Raw genomic sequence first — 19,460 nt, 5'->3', positions numbered from 1 at the left:
AGGCTAGAAAATATAAATGAATGTCATACTTTTGTCCCTGTTATATTCAGGGATATCGACGGATCACTTAAAAAATGTGACCCATAATTTTCACAGAATGACATCTTGTTAGATTTGAAAACGGGATGAAATTTAATTCGTGATCGAAATCCAACTTGGTGCATATTGTAAATGTCTGGTGTTGACAAGATTTTAAGTGGCTAAGGAGGGTAAGGAACTGGCATTCGTTACCCTTTAAAGCCTGCCACTATGCATTGGCAGCAGCGAAACTCTGACAGTTTTTCGGGCACACTTTTGAACAAGCTTCGCAGCCAATACAATCTGCTGCATTTTTCAGCGTCATAACCATCATCACTTCATCGTCGTCAAAATAATCGTCGTCTTCGTCAATATCTTCGTTTTCAACCAAATCAAACACATCTCTAGAACAAACCTTGTAGCAGCGTCCACAGCCGATACAGTTTTGTTTGTCGATGGCCTGTATGAATTGCGGCACCCATTCATCACCGCCTTGGGTATAACCTACTCTATTACTCACCGTTCTCTTCCTTGTTGATATTTAAACATTCCTGTTCATGTCTTATTACATAAGCCATTATTACGTCAGCCATTGCTTTCAAAGTTCAGTGCCGCTACCACTCTTCATCCATCAGTTGGGATAAACGTTGCTGACTCTTTTCAGCCGTTTGCACATCTTCACGTTGCTTCATTGCCCTAGCCAACCAGCCAGAAGGCCCTTGCTGCAATTCTTGTTGCATTTCCGACAAGAGCTGATGAATGTCGTACCCCTGATGCACTTTGATTGGCTGGATACTCTGCTCAATAAGTTGTCTTATCGCAGCTGCCCCACATGCGTTACAAAACACCGCAGAACAATCCGCAAGATCATTGATTCGGCTGGGTAGTTTGTCGTGAACACGATCCGATACTGAATATTCAATGGCTTCAATCAAATGCCACTCTTGTTCGCTGATGCCATAGATCAACATACCCAACGAACTGCCAAAGTGCTGATCAACGGTCTGTCTATCATGGGTCGCAAAGGCGACTTTCACTTTGAAGCTACTGGCATCTGGGCTCGGTTCGACGTGTAATCTGCGTTTGTTTATGCTCATCGCGCCTCCTTAGAATCAAATCCAGCCATCTCGTTTTGCATGACTTCATGAGCTTCAAAGCGGTAAGCGCTGATATGAACAGGGACTTCATCTTTGTGATTACGTAATAGCAAATTTGCTAATGCAAACAGGCGCTCACGAATCCCCTCATAGCCAAACTGATGTATGTCCATATTCCCGTACTGATCGTGGCAAGGATAACCAGCACGTAAAACAGGAACTTGTGGCTCACACATCTGTGCAGCATGGGTGTTACTGATCACCGCTTTCAGATGTGAGTTGTTCAGATCAATCGCAGATAGGTCACCGATTACAATGTCATCGGCATCGATATCCGATAGATGAGGCGCATCAATTGTGGTGATCAGTTGAGAAATTCGGCCACCAACGGAGAGAAGCAGTTCGGCGTAACCTTTGGCAAGGTCGGGTTCTAGCGCAATAACATACTCTTCTCGACTGAGCAGAAAATGGGTATCTAACATTGCATCTTGCACTCGTTGTCTGGCTCGAGTCATCCAACTCGGTACATCGTGTCCACTGATGCGGGATAACGTCATCACGAGGTCATCCACCACATCCATATTCATACCCATGCCAAACGACTGAAAAGGAATATCAAATCTCTGCTTGAGCCATTGGGCAAGATCAAGCAGACCATCGCCCAGCACCAAAGTCATGATGCTGTCAGCCATCAATTCAACTTCCATCACTGACGTACCACCAGTACTGGTTGCGTTGTATTCCGCTTCGTCCAAATGTCCATCAAGTGACAGTGACAAATCGGGTACGACAACGGCATCAAGCCCAAACGCTTCGACATATTGCTTGATGGTTTCAATGTCAGCAGCTGTCATCCCCAATGAACAAAGCACATTGACCTGTTGACGTTGGCGAGGGCGCAAGGTTGGAGGTTGAACAAGCTGCTTCACTACGCTGCGAACAGCTTCGCAAAAACCTGTTTGCATTGAGCCCACAAAATCCGGCGTTGCCATTGAGACAATACGAGTATTAGTAAACTGCGGATGGTTATGTTTGAAATCCGCGATAACCCGAAACAGATCACAGCCTTGCATCTCTGTCAGACCCGTCGACATTACCGCGATAAGCTCTGGGTTTTGCTTTTCACACAGCAGTTGCAAAGCTTCGCTGAGGTTATCATCTCCGCCCATCACCGCTGAGACTTGGTCAATAGCGGTGTTTTGCAGAGGGATGGGCTCGCGCAAATGCTGAATCAAATAAACTTTGGCAAATGCACTGCATCCTTGAGCGCCATGCATTAAGGGAATAGAACGATGAAAACCGAGTGACGCCAGCGTTGCCCCTGTTGCAGGGCTGGTTTTCAAAGGCTGAGAAACCAAAGGAGAATTCATTTTTCTTACTTTCGCATTTCTTTCAGTCACCATTTGAATCTCCTTACTTAGCATTCACAACAGCATTGTTTGAGGACAAACTAGCCGATGATGTTTGCAGCGACCAAGGCGCATCGCTGCGAACTTTTGCCCAAATCGGCGCTTCTAAAGTGCGACACAGTTCCTGAGCAAGGGTGATCATTCCTTTATACCCCGCGTAGGCATGTTCACGCTCTTGGTTGATGTCCAGAAATGGCAGGCGCGCTTTTAACGCGGTGTACATGTTGCGGCCACCCGCAATCATGATGTCAGCGTTGTAACGATGATAGGTATCGAGAAGCAGTGATGCTCCACCTTCATCAAGCATTAGTGCCTCTTCGCCCATGATATCCATAATGCGTTTCTTATCTGACTGAGTGGATTTACGCGTACCTGTTGCAACACATTCCACGCCAAGCTCTTTTAGCGCACTAACGACCGACCAGGATTTCACCCCACCGGTATAAAGCAGTGCTTTTTTACCGTTAAGGCGCTCAACATAAGGCTTTAATGCTTCTCGAGTTTGGGCTTCTTCTCGGGCAATTAAAGCCTCTGTATCTTCGATTAAGCGCTCATCTTTGATTAAACGAGCGAATGAACGAAGCGCTGCCGATGTATCTTCAATGCCGTAAAAGCTGCCTTCAAACCAAGGAATATCCCATTTTTCTTCAAGTTTTCGGGCAACGTTGACTTGTGCTCGGGCGCAAACCACCATCGCCGCATCGGCGCGATGCATGGTTTGAATTTGATGGAACTGAGTGTCACCAGCCAAGCAACACAACACTCTCAAACCCAACTGTTCAAACAAAGGAGAAACATGCCAAAACTCACCGGCGATGTTGTATTCACCAATCAATACAATGTCGTGAACGTGACGTGTTGCGTCATGCTTCATCAAAGGTTTCGGTGGTGGCTCTGCACTGCCGATGACCCGTTCAAACATCACATTACCCGCAATACGGTTGCCAAGATTTTTATTGCCATAGAAGCCTGCGGCATCAACAGGGATGACAGGTATATTCCAGCGATCTTTCGCCAACTGGCATATCGCTTCAATGTCATTGCCCTCTAGAGCCGGAACGCAGGTCATGTAGACAAACACTGCGGGCGGAGCGTGTTTTTCTATCAACTGTTTAATCGCGTGAAGCAATCGCTTCTCGGCTCGCCCCATAATCACGTCTTGTTCATTAAGATCGGTAGTAAAACCATAACGAAATAGATTTGTACCTGTTGCCCGCGTTCCTCGATTGTTCCAACTGTTTCCGGCACAGCCAATCGGACCGTGGACAATATGTCCAACATCGGCAATCGGCAACAAACTTATTTGCGCACCGTCAAAAGTACAGCCACCAGCCGTAGCACCCGGTTTGGATCGGCTGCAGCCACTCTTGCTGCCTGAGTTATGTTCACAGGCAGGTTCATCTTGTAATAGCTTGATTTCGGACTGCTTCATGGTGCCTCCAACTGTCTACATCTGACGATGTTGTTACATTCAATCCCTGAATGTCGTATTAATCAGTGGAATTGCAATTAGAAAGCCAAAAATAACTTATTGATAAACTGAGTTTATTTAGGAGATGAAATGAACAATTGTCGTAAAACGAACAAAGAGAAATAGAAGGTGCGACAAAAAAGAAATAAACATGCACCTTTGGCTATGCTACCGTAAATTCGATTTTTAACTTGATGGAGTTAGAGGATGAGCGGCAGTTGGGCTAACGTCTTTCCGTACTTTGCTGGAGCTTTGAAGATAATTGTATTAGGCATTGGCGGTTACTTAGCGATTAAGTGGCACTTTGACGAAGAAGCAAGGGTAAGGGAAGAAGAAGGCGTCGTATTTGATAGAGCAGGCTACATGAAAAAGATGGCGATGATACTAGCCTTTCTCGTCACTCTAGTGATCGTAGTGATTTATGCGACTGACTGGCTGCTCTACTGATGGGCTCTATTGCTAACATCTATGCTTGGCAATTTCCAATCGTTCAATCAAAACGTCACCTCCTCGAACACACGCATGAAGAAAACAAGGTGAAACGGACAAGGAGGTTGTGATGAAACGATCCCACACTTCACTCATCGCGAAGCGCAATCACAAGACCACTGCATGCGGCTAAATCAAAGGTCAATGAACTGCAGCCCGACAAGCTGTGCGAGACTAAATGAAGATCAAAGTGATTCGCTTCAAGATACGCTTCACGCGTTCCCATCTCCTGCTCAAAACAAAGAGTAAAACGCAGTTCAGGATAGCTTTGTTTCAAGCTATCCAACGTGTGCTGATTGATGTCGGACTGTGCCTCAAGTTTGGCAACGATGTCCGACAATACTACGGGAGAAAGATGCGCAAGCTGCATTGGTGCAGAAGCCTCTATCGCTACATCACTCATAGCTCTCCTCCAGCTCCAATTGCGCAAACTCAACGGCGCTCTTTTCAAAACCAAGGATTCGTTTCACCCATGGTGGCGGATTGGTTGCAATCACTTGCGAGAGTTCCTTCAACACAGCAGAAGCCTCTGCAGGCGCAGTTTTCTTGATGGGATGGATATTAGCGCGAGTAACGCGAGCAGCGGCAGGCCCGCCAATCGAAAGCGTAAACAGCATATGGCAATCGCGGATTCTATCCAGCATTGCAATGGCTCGCTCCTCGCCTTTTTTCTCGGTTGGCATTTCACGCACTTCAACCAGTTGATGCTCGGTTGCATTGACTTCATATATTAAAACGCGCAGGCACGAACCGTAGTGCCCATTGACCATCTCACCTTGGTTGGACGTCAACGCCACGCGCAGTTTTGGTCCAGAGATAGGCGTTTGCGATGCGACTTCTGGAGCAGAAACATCACTGATTTCTGGATTACAAAGCACATGCAAAGCGTTGGAAACGTCTTTGCGAGTTGGTCCTGAACCTAATGAACCAACCATTAAACGAAAAGCCTTCGGAGACAAACCGACTAACTTCGTTTCAGTCAGAGGCTCACCAAGGTGCTGAATCAACAGCCCCAATAGCGAGCGCAGTTCGATATTGGGCAACGACTTAGACGCTAAAGCAATGCGTATCGCCGCTTGGTCGGAAATGGTATTGTCCATCATCATATCGTCCTCCTAAATCACGCTGCTTGTAGTCGTCTGGCTTTTACCGTGATAGGCAACTTAGGTTTTGTTGCCATTGGGTCAATGTGATAGATCGCCCCGTTGGCTAAACGCACTTCGCCACCCCATTTGCTGTCACTATCAAACTCAAAGTAAGTGATCACTTCTTCTAAGTCTTTCTTTGGTAAGTAAAGTGAAAGCGCACCATTTTCGTTGTACTGAATCATTACATTCGCCATAACCTTTCCCTCTGTTAGGCTGATAAAGAAAGGCCGACAGAACACTCTGTCGGCCATTGTCACTAGCGAACCAAGTCAAAACCAAGGTCAGTTTTACCTAAGTCGCTTGTTTCACGATCCAGCTTCGCCAGAACCTCGTTCACCAAAGTGGTTAAGATGGTCATTGCACCCTCGTAGCCGAGAGTAGACTGGCGATGAAGATGATGGCGGTCGAAAATTGGGAAACCGATACGAACCAAAGGAACTTCAAACTCAGGACCTTTCGCTTTGGTATCACGTTCGATGAACTTACCGTATGAGTTACCAATCAATAGATCCGGTTTGTCAGTAAACATCAGGGAACGTAAGTGCCATAAGTCTTTACCCATAAACACTTCTGCGTTTTGACCATATGGCGTTTCAGCAAGCTGAGCTTCCATTTGTTTGCGCCAACGCTTCGCACCGTTATTACAAAGCACATGCTTAATTTCGCAACCAAGCTCGGTTAGGAACTTACACATACCCAATAGGTAATCAGGATCACCGTACAGTGAAACTGTCACACCGTGCAGCCAAGTATGAGAGTCAGTCATCATATCCACAAGACGACCACGCTCTTTGGTGATTGACTCAGGAATAGGTTTGCCTGTGACTTCAGATACTTTCATGATGAAATTATCTGTCCACTCCAATCCCATAGGGATGTTGAGTGCTGGCACGTCTTGATTCCAAGTGCCTTCAATGAATTTCTTCGTTTTCACAAGTTGATCAGGTTGAAGTAAGAAAGTTGCTTTAGAATTCGGTGCATCTTTAACTTCTTCGACTGGCGTACCGCCTGAATACATACGGTATTCACCGTCTGCTGGGGTATCCAATACTTCTGATGGATCGCAAAGGAAAGAGTATTCCACCTTCATTTCGTCCAACATACGACGAATGACGCGGTAGTTACCAAGATAGGTTTCGAACCCCGGAACAATGTTAATTTTGCCATTGCTTCCAGCCACTTTGCCTTCCATTCCATTGAGAGTGAAATAGCGCAGAATGCCCTCGAACATGTTATCCCATCCAGTAACATGGCTACCCACAAACGAAGGTGTGTGTGCAAATGGAACCGGTAAATCCGCTGGAATATGTTCATTGTGTTTGGCGTTATTGATGAAAGCATTTAAGTCGTCACCGATAACTTCCGCCATACACGTGGTAGAGACTGCTATCACTTCAGGTTTGTACAAGGCGTAGGCGTTTTTAAGTCCGTCAAACATGTTCTCCTGACCACCAAACACCGCTGCGTCTTCTGTCATTGAGTCAGAAACACACGCAATTGGCTCTTTAAAGTGGCGGTTGAAATAAGAACGGAAGTAAGCCACACAACCTTGTGAACCGTGCACGTAAGGAAGTGTTTTTTCGAAACCAAGAGAACACAAAACACTGCCTAATGGCTGACACGCCTTCGCAGGGTCAATCGTAATGTGCTTACGGGCAAAGTTAATCTCTTGGTATTCTTTCGTTGTTGTCCATTCAAAGGTTTCGCGAACCTTCTTAGCATCAACGGCATTTTCAAAAGTTGCGCGCTTGTTAGCCATCAACTCTTGATACTCTGGTTGCTGAAATAGCGCATAACCAGTTTTAATGTCTTCAACTTTTTGAGTCATGAGTATTCTCCTACCGTGCCACTAATCTGTGAACGCCGGCTCGGGTTACATTAATTGGAAATCCTTTCCAACTCACTTTAAGCAGATTTAGCTAACGCTTCGTCTGATGCTTCTTCCAACCAAGGTGCTTTCATGCTTTTCCAGCATGGGTTGTTCAGCGTTAAATCCATGTCGCGTGCGAAGATAGCAAAACCATCGACACCGTGATAAGGACCGGAATAATCCCAGCTGTGCATTTGGCGGAATGGGTAACCCATTTTCTGGAAGACATATTTCTCTTTCACACCAGAACCAATCAAATCTGGGTTCAAGCGTTTAACGAATTCTTCCAACTCATAGGCACTGGCATCATCGAATAGCAAGGTTGAATCTTTGACATCTGGCGTGGTTTTCACGTAGTCATCGTTATGAGCAAACTCATAACCCGCACCGACGATTTCCATACCCAAATCTTCGTACGCACCAATGATGTGACGAGGACGCAAACCACCGACATAAAGCATCACAGTCTTGCCTTCTAAGCGTGGGCGATATTTATCAATCACCGCTTGCCATTGCTGACGATACTTCGCGATCACTTCTTCAGTCTGCTGCTTAATTTTGTCATCAAAGAATGCGGCAATTTTACGCATAGACTCTTCGATCTTGGTTGGACCGAATAGGTTGTACTCAACCCAAGGAATGCCGTTTTTCTCTTCCATGTAACGCACGATGTAGTTCATTGAGCGGTAACAGTGGACAAGGTTTAACGCCACTTTTGGTGTGTTTTTCATCTCAGGTAATGTGCCATCACCTGACCATTGAGCCACAACGCGCAGCCCCATATCTTCGAGGATGATGCGAGAAGACCAAGCATCGCCACCGATGTTGTAGTCACCGATGATTGCCACATCGTAAGGTGTTGATTCAATGGTGCTCTCTTGTTCGGCATCCAACACATAGTCACGAATAGTATCGTTCGCGATATGGTGACCCAACGATTGAGACACGCCGCGGAAACCTTCACAACGTACAGGCACAATGGTTTTGCCCGTTTCAGCACTCTTTGTTTTCGCTACCGCTTCGATATCGTCACCAATCAGGCCCACTGGACACTCTGATTGAATCGAGATGCCTTTCGATAGCGGGAACAATGACTCAAGCTCATCAATAGCAGCAGAGAGTTTTTTGTCACCACCGAATACGATGTCACGCTCTTGGAAGTCAGTGGTAAAGTTCAACGTACCAAAAGAGTCGACACCTGTTGTACCTGAGTAGTAGTTACGACGACCAGCACGAGAGTACTGACCACAACCGATAGGACCGTGAGAAATGTGAATCATATCTTTCACAGGTCCCCACACTACCCCTTTTGAACCTGCATACGCACAACCACGAACGGTCATAACACCTGGCAGAGTTTTACGGTTTGAAGTGATACAAGTGCCTTCAGCAGAGCTATCACTGATCGCAATGTGCTTCTTGCGATCTTCACGCGCTTTCTCAGGATAGACATCTAAAACCTCGTCTATCAGCGCCTGCTTTTGTTCTTTGTTCATAGACATAAGTGAATCCTCATTGTCTTTAAGCAAATAAGAAGAATCAGTGCTTAACTTACGCTGTTAGCTCTGCCGCTGTTTTACCGATGATTGACTCGTCTTCTTCTTCAAGAATACCGAATTCCATCAATAGCTCTTCCAGTTCATCCATTGTCACTGGCGTTGGAATAACAAACATTTGGTTGTTGATGATCTTAGAAGCAAGTGAGCGATACTCGTCCGCTTGCTTACAAGTTGGGTCGTACTCGATAACCGTCATACGACGAATTTCAGCGCGTTGTACGATGTTGTCACGAGGTACAAAGTGAATCATCTGCGTACCGATTTTCTCAGCCAGCGCCATGATGAGTTCATCTTCACGGTCTGTGTTACGTGAGTTACAAATTAGACCCGCAAGACGCACACTACCTGTCGCTGCATATTTGCAGATACCTTTAGAGATGTTGTTTGCAGCGTACATTGCCATCATCTCACCAGAACATACGATGTAGATTTCTTGCGCTTTGTTTTCACGAATTGGCATCGCGAAACCACCACACACAACGTCACCCAATACGTCGTAAAAAACGAAATCTAAGTCATCTTCATACGCGCCTTCCTCTTCGAGGAAGTTGATTGCTGTGATAACACCGCGACCAGCACAACCTACGCCTGGCTCTGGACCGCCTGATTCAACACAGCGAACATCGCCATAACCGACTTTCAATACATCTTCTAGTTCGATGTCTTCAACCGTACCGGCTTCCGCTGCCATTTCCATGATGGTGTTTTGTGCTTTTGAGTGCAGGATGAGACGAGTTGAGTCCGCTTTAGGGTCACAACCGATAATCATTACTTTCTTACCTGCTTCAGCCAGAGCTGCCACTAAGTTCTGAGTGGTAGTGGACTTGCCGATGCCGCCTTTTCCGTAAATTGCACATTGACGAATTGCCATGGTCTATCTCCTTGTTAAATTAGACTCACGGTCGTTATTGCGAGATCTGTACCATCAGAAAATCAACGATTTTTCAATCAATTAGCAATTAGTGTTAGAAGCAACAATCAAACATTGTCTGCTTTACAACAAGCCTTTGTCGGCTGATTGTTCTAGGTGTGGAGAGTACAAGCGACTAATAGTACGAGGAGCTAAATGCGCGATGGGATGGTTAGAAAAGTCAGTTTCGGAGGTCTTTAAAAGACAAAAGGCGCATTAAGCGCCTTTATATATTGGTAGAGTTCTAACTAGCGAATCAAGAAACGATTGAGAAGATACAAAATCGATTTACGATGACTCAATATCCAAGAACTGCGCGGCAATTTACTCCACGAACGCACCACCGTTTTAGCATGGGTAAAGGTCTTGAAACCTTCAATTCCGTGATAGTGCCCCATACCAGAATCTCCAATACCACCGAATGGTGCGGAATCTGCAGCAACATGCATTAAGGTATCATTGATACACATACCGCCACTGTGCGTGTGCTTGAGAACATATTCAGCAATATCGTTGTCATCTGTCATCAGATAGAGAGCTAACGGGCGAGCATGAGAGTTCACTCTTTCAAGTGCTTGTTCAATGGTTTTATAACCAATGACGGGTAAGATTGGACCAAAGATTTCATTTTGCATCAGCCACATATCGTCAGTGACATTAGTTACTAAACTTGGCACCATCTGTGTGGCTTTCAGTTCAACCGACTGTTTTACAGTGTAAATCTGCGCACCTTTCTGTTTGGCATCGTCAAGATAGCTTTGCAGACGCTCTAACTGAGCTTGATTAATGATACCCGCACAATCCAGTACGCCATGTTTGTTGATAAAACGTTTAGCAAAACGCTTCAGATACAGCTCAACAAACTGCTCAACCTTCTCTTCCGGTAGCATTACATAGTCTGGAGCAATGCAAATCTGCCCAGAGTTAATCGCTTTGCCTTGCATAATGTTGTCAATGCTACGCACTAAGTCTGCATCCGGAGCGATAATCGCCGGTGATTTACCACCCAGCTCAAGGGTTACCGGAGTTAAGTTTTTCGCCGCAGATTGCGCCACGATTTTACCTACCGGAGTTGACCCTGTGAAAAGCAAATGGTCAAACGGCAAAGAGCTAAAAGCAGTGGCGATGGTTAAATCCCCTTCAATACACACTGCAATATCACCTAACGAACTGATAATTCGTGTCAGTACCTTGTTGGTTGCAGGCGTGTATTCACTAAACTTAATCATCGCTTGGTTGCCCGCCGCGATAGCAGTAACAAGCGGAGACAAACTCAGCATGGCAGGGAAGTTCCAAGGAACCACAATTCCAATTACACCTAAAGGTTGATAATGCACTTGAACTTTCGACGGCAAAACCAACAAACCGGCGTGTCGGCGCGATGGCTTCATCCATTTTTTAAGGTGCTTTTGGGTGTACTTAATCTGATTAATAACTGGTAATAAATCACAAAACGTACTGTCAAAATGAGGTCGGAAGCCAAAGTCTGAATTGAGAGCTTCTACTAAGGCTTTCTTTTCTTTTAACAAGGCAGTTTTTAACGCTGATAAGCGTTGCAGTCTCTGATCTAAGCTTGGTGAAGGGTTATTAGCATATTGAAGGCGAAGACGGCTGTATTGCGCATGCAGTACTTCTAGCTCAGTTACTTGCAGTTTTTTCCATTGAGCTTCTACAGCGGATACTCGGTTCATAATATCTCCTACCAGTCCGTGTTATAACGTGGACAGAAGTTCTGGGTTGATGCCAAAACTTGTCTTGTGTTCTTCAATCACAAACTCACTTCTTGTCTGAATTACGCCCGGCAGTGTGCCGAGTCGTCCGGACATAAACGCTTGGTAAGCTTTCATGTCTTTTACGCGAACTTTAATCATGGTGTCGAAATCACCCGATAGAGAATAACAAGATTCAATCTCGGGAATATCTTCCACTGCACGAGCGAAGCGTTCAAAAATAGAAAAACAGGTTTGGTCTAAACGAATATGAATAAACACTTGCACATCTAAGCCTAACTTATCTGGATTTAATTCCGCGTGATAGCCTTTGATGTACCCTTCTTTTTCAAGTCTCTTAACTCGGTCAGAACAAGGTGATGTGGTGAGGTTCACTAACTTTGCCAGTTCAACCACTGGCAGTCTGCCTTTAGTATGTAAAATGCGTAGGATTTGTTGATCCACACGGTCTAGATTCATAGCCCAATACTTTTTCAGGAGTTATTGCGCCATACAATACTGGCTAATAACGGCAGGATGAACCTCATCATTATGTGTTGTGAGCATAGTCACAATCAAAAACAAAGGGCATCAGATGATGCCCTTTGTTGTGTCAGATAACTACGGTGCTAAACGGTCAACCGTCCACTCATCGTTTGTTTTGCTGAACAAGAAACGGTCGTGTAAACGATGTTCCCCGCCCTGCCAAAACTCAATGCTTTCAGGTCTGATTCGATATCCACCCCAGAAACTCGGCACTGGAATCTCACCGTTGGCGAACTTCTGTTTCAGTTCTAAATATTTACCTTCGAGAATACCGCGAGCCGAAATACGACTACTTTGATGGCTAGCGATAGCGGCAATTTGGCTGTCTTTGGGACGAGAAGTGAAATACTTCATGTTTTCTAATGCGGTCAATTTTTCGGCCGTACCAGTAATATGAACTTGTCTTTCTAAAGGATGCCAAGGGAAATGGATACTGACTTTGTTATTGTGTTCAATATGCTGTGCTTTTCTGCTTCCCAAGTTGGTGTAGAAAACAAAACCATTTTTATCTAGGTTTTTCAGCAGAACAATACGTTGAAAAGGCTGACCATTTTGATCAACAGTCGCAACTGTCATTGCTGTCGGGTCAGTTAATTTGGCATCTATCGCTTGTTGTAACCATAAGTTGAACTGGTCAATGGGATCAGCAAGCAAATCCTTACGTCTCAAACCACCTTGAATGTACTCACGGCGAATATCTGAAAGATCCATTTCTACTCCTCGTATTTTTTTGCCGATTGTCCTCTGAACTGCTACAGAACTCAAGCGATTCACCAGTAGATAAACTTCAACGGCGAGAAATTATGATCTTAACTAAAGTTAAGAAAAACAACACACAGACCAAATAAGCAAGCTAACAATTCAACAAATCTATCGAAAAAACGAATGAATTCAAAAATTAAATGGAAATAGCTATACGCATTCCATAATTAACATTTATTCTTATAGGTAAATCAATAAGCGATTAGCTACGAACCGCAACATCAAGGAACACCATGAGCAAGAGTAGTTACAATAAGCTCTCCGCGACAGAACTCGAGTATGTCGACGACCAAACAGCCGCACTGCTTCTAAACACTCCGAGTAGTGCGAGGGTCATGCTTTGGGTGATGATCGCTTTCTTTATCGCAGCTTCTGCATGGGCATCTTGGGCCGAAATCGATCAAGTCACCCGTGGACAAGGAAAAGTGGTTCCTTCTTCTCAAGTTCAGGTCATCCAAAACTTGGAAGGTGGTCTGGTAAAACAGATTTTGGTTCGCGAAGGTGAACAAGTTCAAAAAGGTCAACAACTGATCCTAATTGACGACACTCGCTTCCGTTCAGATTTCCGCGAACGTGAACAGCAGGTCGCCAACTTAACAGCAAACGTGCTTCAGCTCTCTGCCTCGCTTTCCAGCGTTACCATTGACGAAGATTTTTCTGAGAACAATTGGGAAAACAGCGTTCGTATTGATTACAACAAACTCGCCTTCCCTCCCCTGCTCAAAGATACCCAGCCTGAGCTGGTGGCTCGTCAACGCGCGGAATATCAACAAGATTTGGACAATTTGAGAAACCAAATTTCTGTAATGACACAGCAAGTTAAGCAGAAGCAGCAAGAACTGATAGAGATTCAGGCGCGAATCAAAAACCTTCGACAAAGCTATGATTTTGCCAACAAAGAACTGGAAATCACTAAACCGTTAGCCGATGAAGGTGTGGTACCACGAATTGAGCTTCTGAAACTGCAACGTCAGGTGAACGACACTCGTCGAGAGCTCACTTCAAGTGAACTCAAAGTGCCAGTATTGAGGTCTAACATTCGCGAAGCCATGTTAAGCCGTATTGATACCGCCCAGAAATTCCGCTCGCAGCAGCAACAAGAACTTAACCAAGTGCAGGACAAGCTCTCTTCAATGACAGAATCTGCGGTGGGTTTGGAAGACCGTGTAAACCGAACTGTGGTGGTTTCGCCTGTCACGGGGACGGTAAAAACTCTCAACGTAAATACCGTGGGCGGTGTTATCCAGCCGGGTATGGACATCGTCGAGATAGTACCGACAGAAGACACACTGCTTGTGGAAGCACAGATAGCTCCACAGGACATCGCTTTCCTACGCCCTGATTTACATGCCATTGTGAAATTCAGCGCTTACGATTTTACTAAATACGGTGGTTTAGAAGGCACACTAGAACATATCAGCGCCGATACAACTCAAGATGAAGAAGGCAACAGTTTCTATTTGGTTCGAGTACGTACCACTGAGACTTCGTTTGGTCACGATGAAAACCTACCCATAATTCCGGGTATGACAGCTTCGATAGACATTATTACTGGCAAACGAACAGTGATGGAGTATCTACTTGAACCAATTCTTAGAGCAAAGACAAACGCCTTGCGGGAATGATACTGAATGCTCAAGCACACACTTACCCATTTCAACAATAGTGATTGGGATACGCTATGAAGCGCTGGCTAGCTGCAACGCTTATCCTAATGACCTCATCCATATCACTGGCTCTCAGTAAACAGGAGCAACAGTGGATTGATGCTGTCTCTGCGACCTATGGTCAAAGAGCGGGTAAGCGCGTGGCGACTTGGCGTTCAGAAATGACCCGTTATAAAGGCTTGTCTGAAAAAGAACAACTAACCCAAGTTAACCGCTTCTTTAACCAACTGTATTTCGTTAACGATATCCAGCTATGGGGTAAAAACGATTACTGGGCAACACCGTTGGAATTTCTCGGCAGTAACGCAGGCGACTGTGAAGACTTCACGATTGCGAAGTATTTCTCCCTGCTTGAACTTGGCGTATCGGATATCAAACTGCGTCTCGTGTACGTAAAAGCCATTGAACTTAACCAGTTCCACATGGTTCTTGCCTACTACTCAACACCGAATGCCGAACCGCTGATTTTGGACAATATCAACGGCGAAATAAAACCCGCTTCAACTCGTAGAGACTTGTTACCTATATACAGTTTCAACGGTAAAAACTTGTGGCTAATGAAATCTAAGAACGGCCAGCTTGCTGGTGACTCTTCGCGTCTTAGCCTTTGGAATGATTTACGCGCTCGCGAGCGCTCTCTTAAACTGAATAAACCACTAATCAGTTACGATGAGTAGGTACTATGACACTATATAAACAACTGGTCGCAGGGATGATAACTGTATTTGTTCTGCTGTTAGCTTCGGTATTCGTTATCGAATTTAACACGACTCGTGACAACTTAGAGCAGCAACAACGCTCTGAAGTGAGTAATACGATCAATACCGTTGGTTTAGCTCTCGCACCTTACCTTGAGAAGAAAGACACCGTCGCGGTTGAGTCTGTTATCAATGCGCTGTTTGATGGAAGTACCTACTCTCTTGTTAGGCTGAAGTTTCTCGACGACGACCAACAGATTGAACGTGCCTACCCTATCAAACCAAGTTCGGTTCCTGAGTGGTTTACTAATTTAAACTTGTTTCAACCGATTCATGACCAACGCGTTGTCACCAGTGGCTGGATGCAACTGGCAGAAGTCGAAATCATCAGCCACCCTGGTGAGGCTTATTCGCAGTTATGGAACGCACTTATTCGTCTAAGCATTGCTTTCGGCGCGATCTTCTTTGCGGGTTTAGTTGCAATTTCAGTCATCGTCAGACGCGCACTTCGCCCACTACAAATGATCGTCAATAAGATGGAACAAGTAGCTCGCAACTACTTTGGCGACCCGCTTCCATTGCCAAAAACCAAAGATCTTATTTCTGTGGTGGAAGGTATTAACAGCATGTCGGCACAAGTTGAAAAGTCTTTCAAAGCGCAAGCACAAGAAGCTCAACAACTTCGTGAGCGAGCTTACATCGACCCGGTTTCCCATTTAGGTAACCGTGCGTACTACATGAACCAACTTAATAGCTGGTTGGCAGAAAGCGCAATTGGTGGCGTTGCCATTCTTCAGGCTCAATTTATTAAAGAGTTGTACGATGATAAGGGTTATGAAGCTGGAGATGGCATGATTGGTAACTTAGCTGAACATTTAAAAGTCACGCTTTCCGCACCAAACACCACCATTGCCCGTATCTCTACCGATGAGTTTGGTTTCATTCTGCCGAACATGGACGAAGGCGAACTGAAAATGGTCGCTGAGAGTATCTTCGGCTGCGTTCAGGATATCAGTGCAGACCCTACAGGCATGACTCAAGAGAAAGTCTATCTGGGCATTGTGCATAACCAGAGTAAGAAAAATTCAACACAGATACTTTCGTTGCTTGATAACGCGGTCGCGGCTTCTAAGGCCAATGCGGAAGTGAAATATGGCTTTATCAAAGCGGAATCAGACCAAGTCATCATGGGTAAACAACAGTGGAAAGCACTGGTTGAAGAAGCCATGCACAACGACTGGTTCCAATACCGCTTTCAGGCAGCGAATGATGGCTGGGGTGAGACCTTCCACCGTGAAGTGTTCTCCGCGATTGATAACGGCGAACAGCGCTATACGGCCAACCAATATCTGTTTGCTCTTGAACAGTTAAATGCGAGCCACCAGTTCGATGAATACGTCATTGATAAAATGATTGAGAAGCTAGAGGCGAACGAGTTTAACGCGCCGCTGGCGATCAACATCGCTCAAAGCAGTATTGAACAACCAAGCTTTATCCGCTGGATCACGCAAAAACTGGCCAAACATAAAGAAGTTTGCGCCCTGCTCCACTTTGAGATACCAGAAAGCTGTTTTATCAATGCGCCACATCATACGGCACTGTTCTGCAATGCGATTCGCTCTGCGGGGGCTGAGTTTGGTGTCGATAACTATGGACGTAATTTCCAGTCTTTGGATTACATCAACGAATTTAGACCTAAATACGTGAAACTGGATTATTTGTTTACTCACCACTTAGACGATGAGAAGCAAAAGTTCACTTTAACCTCTATTTCAAGAACTGCGCATAACCTAGGTATTAAGACCATCGCTTCACGCGTTGAAACTCAGGCTCAGTTGGATTTCCTATCGGAACACTTTATTGAAGTATTCCAAGGTTTCATCGTTGATAAATAAGGATAAAGGTCAGTTTAATGCAAGATACGCTACTTAATTCACTGGTCTATGTGAGTCGTTATTATGGATTGGCGAATTCACCTGATGCGTTAATCAATGGATTACCGCTGACAGATGGCAAGCTGACACCGTTTCTTTTCCCCCGCGCAGCAGAGCGTGCGGGGCTTATCGCCAAAGAAAACCGTTCGACTCTGAAAGAGATCCCTCGCTTAGTTTTCCCTGTGATTCTCCTGCTGCGGGGAAATGAAGCCTGTGTTCTCAACAGCATTAACGAAGAGAAACAAGAAGCCGAGATTGTTACCGCTGAGTCCGGCATGGTGCCGATTGCGTACCCGTTAGAAGAGTTGAATGCCCGCTTTATTGGTCGTTACTTCATGGTGAAAAAGCAATTTCGCTACGATGAACGTTCACCTGAAATTCTCAAAACTCGTGAAGGACACTGGTTCTGGGGCACAATTTGGCAATCAAAGCGTATTTATCGTGATGTGATGTTCGCATCGCTGCTAATAAACCTGTTTGCCATCGCAGCGCCGATGTTTACCCGTTTAGTGTATGACAAAGTGCTTCCTAACCTCGCTTTTGAAACCTTGTGGGTGTTGGCAAGTGGTGTGTTTGTCATCTTCCTGTTCGACTTCACATTGAAGATGCTTCGCAACTACTTTATTGATATCGCAGGTAAGAAATCGGATATTCTCATCTCCTCAAAACTGTTCAGTAAAGTGATGGGGATTCGCATGGAATCTCGTCCGCCATCAGTGGGGGCATTTGCTCGCCATCTGCAAGAATTTGAGTCCATAAGAGAGTTCTTCACTTCAGCGACCATTTCTTCGCTGATTGATCTGCCGTTTTCGATTCTATTTCTGATCATTATTTGGTTAATGGCTGGGGATCTGGTTTACGTACCGATTATCGGTGTGTGTATTCTGATCATTTATTCTCTGCTTATTCAGGCTCCTCTTCGTCGAGCGATAGAAGAAGGCTCTCGCCTTGCATCTCAAAAGTACGCGAACCTGATTGAGAGTTTGGCAGGTCTTGAAACGGTGAAACTGTTCGGCGCACAAGGTCAGTTCCAACACCGCTGGGAAGAAGCCATTTCCCATATGGCGAACTGGAATATCAAAAGTCGCAGAATTACGGATGGTATTCAAAGCACAGCAGGTTTGGTTCAGCAGGCTTCGAGCGTTGGGATGATTATTGTGGGCGTGTACCTTATCGCGCAGGGAAACCTGACAATGGGTGGCCTTATTGCGGCAACCATGCTGAGCGGCCGCGCGATTGGCCCTATGGTTCAGTTATCTCTGTTATCAACCCGCTATAACCAAGCAAAAGCCTCCTTGAAAATCATCGAACAAGTTATGGCAATGCCGGATGAACAAGAAGAAGGGAAACGCTATATTCACCGTCCGATGATTCAAGGAAAAATTGAACTGGATAAGGTGACGTTCCACTACCCTGATTCTCCGATTGCGTCGATTCGTGATTTGAGTCTGACCATTAATCCGGGTGAGAAAGTGGCGATTATAGGCCGTATAGGCTCGGGCAAAACGACCTTGGAACGCTTAATTATGGGCTTGTATCAACCGACTGAAGGCCATGTGCGCATTGACGATACGGATATTCAGCAGCTTCATCACATAGATATTCGTCGTAACATTGGCTGTGTGCCTCAAGAGAGCGTTCTGTTTTACGGCACGATCAGAGACAACATAACCCTTGGTCGCCCGCTGGTGGACGACAGAGAAGTCATGGATGCGGCTAACCGAGCAGGTGTCACTGTATTTACCCAACAAGATCCTGCAGGTTTAGAACGCCAAGTTGGTGAGGGTGGTTTGTTACTATCCGGAGGTCAACGCCAAGCGGTTTCAATTGCACGAGCGTTGTTGGGTCGCCCACCAGTATTGCTAATGGATGAACCAACCAGCGCGATGGATAATCGCTCTGAAATGCACATTAAGAATCAAATGAAACAGCTCACGCCAACTGAGACTTTGATTCTGATTACACATAAAACATCAATGCTGGATGTGGTTGACCGCGTAATTGTTATGGAGAAAGGTACTATCATTGCAGATGGACCGAAGTCTATGGTTCTCAACGATCTTAAACACGGCAAGATACGGGCAGTAAATTAATCGTAAATAGATACAGATATCGATCAACAAAGGGGAGCAAATGCTCCCCTTTTTAGTCTTCAACCCTGATTTATTTTCAA

General features: G+C 45.3%; 18 protein-coding genes. 5 read left to right on the top strand and 13 right to left on the bottom strand.

The window, feature by feature from the left end; translation table 11 throughout:
• Nucleotides 1–247: 247 nt before the first annotated feature.
• From fdxB to nifE, 4 genes are all read right to left on the bottom strand, one after another.
• Nucleotides 248–538, bottom strand: coding sequence for a ferredoxin III, nif-specific (fdxB, locus tag HKI82_RS20595; RefSeq protein WP_102939844.1), 291 nt, complete (start codon nt 536–538; stop codon nt 248–250).
• Between the two features lie 94 nt (nt 539–632).
• On the bottom strand, nt 633–1,115 hold the full coding sequence (locus HKI82_RS01985) for a NifB/NifX family molybdenum-iron cluster-binding protein (protein ID WP_171137037.1): 483 nt from the start codon (nt 1,113–1,115) through the stop codon (nt 633–635).
• A complete protein-coding gene (gene nifN / locus HKI82_RS01980; RefSeq protein WP_240956628.1) occupies nt 1,112–2,518 on the bottom strand; it encodes a nitrogenase iron-molybdenum cofactor biosynthesis protein NifN in 1,407 nt (468 codons plus the stop codon). The genes HKI82_RS01985 and nifN overlap by 4 nt, the downstream gene beginning before the upstream one ends.
• A gap of 10 nt (nt 2,519–2,528) precedes the next feature.
• On the bottom strand, nt 2,529–3,956 hold the full coding sequence (gene nifE / locus HKI82_RS01975; RefSeq protein ID WP_171137036.1) for a nitrogenase iron-molybdenum cofactor biosynthesis protein NifE: 1,428 nt from the start codon (nt 3,954–3,956) through the stop codon (nt 2,529–2,531).
• Between the two features lie 246 nt (nt 3,957–4,202).
• Between nifE and HKI82_RS01970 the strand changes: the two genes are divergently transcribed.
• The gene (locus HKI82_RS01970) at nt 4,203–4,442 is read left to right on the top strand and encodes a hypothetical protein (RefSeq protein ID WP_102939847.1); all 240 of its coding nucleotides are present in this window, start codon (nt 4,203–4,205) and stop codon (nt 4,440–4,442) included.
• Nucleotides 4,443–4,572: 130 nt separating this feature from the next.
• On the opposite strand, the gene HKI82_RS01965 is transcribed toward HKI82_RS01970, so the two are convergent.
• The 9 genes from HKI82_RS01965 to pdxH all read right to left on the bottom strand — a co-directional run bounded on the left by HKI82_RS01965 (nt 4,573) and on the right by pdxH (nt 12,937).
• Nucleotides 4,573–4,887, bottom strand: coding sequence for a hypothetical protein (locus HKI82_RS01965; RefSeq protein ID WP_171137035.1), 315 nt, complete (start codon nt 4,885–4,887; stop codon nt 4,573–4,575).
• Nucleotides 4,880–5,590, bottom strand: coding sequence for a NifB/NifX family molybdenum-iron cluster-binding protein (locus HKI82_RS01960; protein WP_240956627.1), 711 nt, complete (start codon nt 5,588–5,590; stop codon nt 4,880–4,882). Before HKI82_RS01960 ends, HKI82_RS01965 begins: the two co-directional genes overlap by 8 nt.
• A 14-nt stretch (nt 5,591–5,604) precedes the next feature.
• The gene (nifT, locus tag HKI82_RS01955; RefSeq protein WP_102939849.1) at nt 5,605–5,826 is read right to left on the bottom strand and encodes a putative nitrogen fixation protein NifT; all 222 of its coding nucleotides are present in this window, start codon (nt 5,824–5,826) and stop codon (nt 5,605–5,607) included.
• A 62-nt stretch (nt 5,827–5,888) separates the two neighbouring features.
• Nucleotides 5,889–7,460, bottom strand: a complete 1,572-nt coding sequence (nifK, locus tag HKI82_RS01950) for a nitrogenase molybdenum-iron protein subunit beta (protein ID WP_102939850.1) — start codon at nt 7,458–7,460, stop codon at nt 5,889–5,891.
• Nucleotides 7,461–7,537: 77 nt separating this feature from the next.
• Complete coding sequence (nifD, locus tag HKI82_RS01945) at nt 7,538–9,004, bottom strand: nitrogenase molybdenum-iron protein alpha chain (protein ID WP_102939851.1); 1,467 nt, start codon at nt 9,002–9,004, stop codon at nt 7,538–7,540.
• 49 nt (nt 9,005–9,053) lie between these two features.
• A complete protein-coding gene (nifH, locus tag HKI82_RS01940; RefSeq protein WP_102939852.1) occupies nt 9,054–9,932 on the bottom strand; it encodes a nitrogenase iron protein in 879 nt (292 codons plus the stop codon).
• A gap of 287 nt (nt 9,933–10,219) precedes the next feature.
• Nucleotides 10,220–11,662, bottom strand: a complete 1,443-nt coding sequence (locus HKI82_RS01935; RefSeq protein WP_171137034.1) for a coniferyl aldehyde dehydrogenase — start codon at nt 11,660–11,662, stop codon at nt 10,220–10,222.
• Nucleotides 11,663–11,683: 21 nt separating this feature from the next.
• Entirely contained in the window at nt 11,684–12,160 is a 477-nt protein-coding gene (locus tag HKI82_RS01930; protein ID WP_171137033.1) for an Lrp/AsnC family transcriptional regulator, read from the bottom strand.
• 141 nt (nt 12,161–12,301) lie between these two features.
• Complete coding sequence (gene pdxH / locus HKI82_RS01925) at nt 12,302–12,937, bottom strand: pyridoxamine 5'-phosphate oxidase (RefSeq protein ID WP_102939854.1); 636 nt, start codon at nt 12,935–12,937, stop codon at nt 12,302–12,304.
• Nucleotides 12,938–13,221: 284 nt separating this feature from the next.
• Between pdxH and HKI82_RS01920 the strand changes: the two genes are divergently transcribed.
• Genes HKI82_RS01920 through HKI82_RS01905 form a run of 4 tightly spaced genes read left to right on the top strand, consistent with a single transcriptional unit; the run spans nt 13,222 to nt 19,380 of the window.
• Nucleotides 13,222–14,613 (top strand): HlyD family type I secretion periplasmic adaptor subunit, encoded by a 1,392-nt coding sequence (locus tag HKI82_RS01920; protein WP_102939855.1) that lies wholly within the window; start codon nt 13,222–13,224, stop codon nt 14,611–14,613.
• Nucleotides 14,614–14,669: 56 nt separating this feature from the next.
• A complete protein-coding gene (locus HKI82_RS01915; protein ID WP_102953274.1) occupies nt 14,670–15,332 on the top strand; it encodes a transglutaminase-like cysteine peptidase in 663 nt (220 codons plus the stop codon).
• 5 nt (nt 15,333–15,337) lie between these two features.
• Nucleotides 15,338–17,248: a bifunctional diguanylate cyclase/phosphodiesterase gene (locus HKI82_RS01910; protein WP_102939857.1), complete on the top strand. Its 1,911-nt coding sequence runs from the start codon at nt 15,338–15,340 to the stop codon at nt 17,246–17,248.
• A gap of 17 nt (nt 17,249–17,265) precedes the next feature.
• On the top strand, nt 17,266–19,380 hold the full coding sequence (locus HKI82_RS01905) for a type I secretion system permease/ATPase (protein ID WP_102939858.1): 2,115 nt from the start codon (nt 17,266–17,268) through the stop codon (nt 19,378–19,380).
• The last annotated feature ends 80 nt before the right edge of the window (nt 19,381–19,460 follow it).

The sequence above is a fragment of the Vibrio plantisponsor genome, from assembly GCF_013041605.1.
In the GTDB taxonomy this organism is placed as follows: Bacteria; Pseudomonadota; Gammaproteobacteria; order Enterobacterales; family Vibrionaceae; genus Vibrio; species Vibrio plantisponsor.
This window is presented reverse-complemented; position numbering and strand designations above follow the sequence as displayed.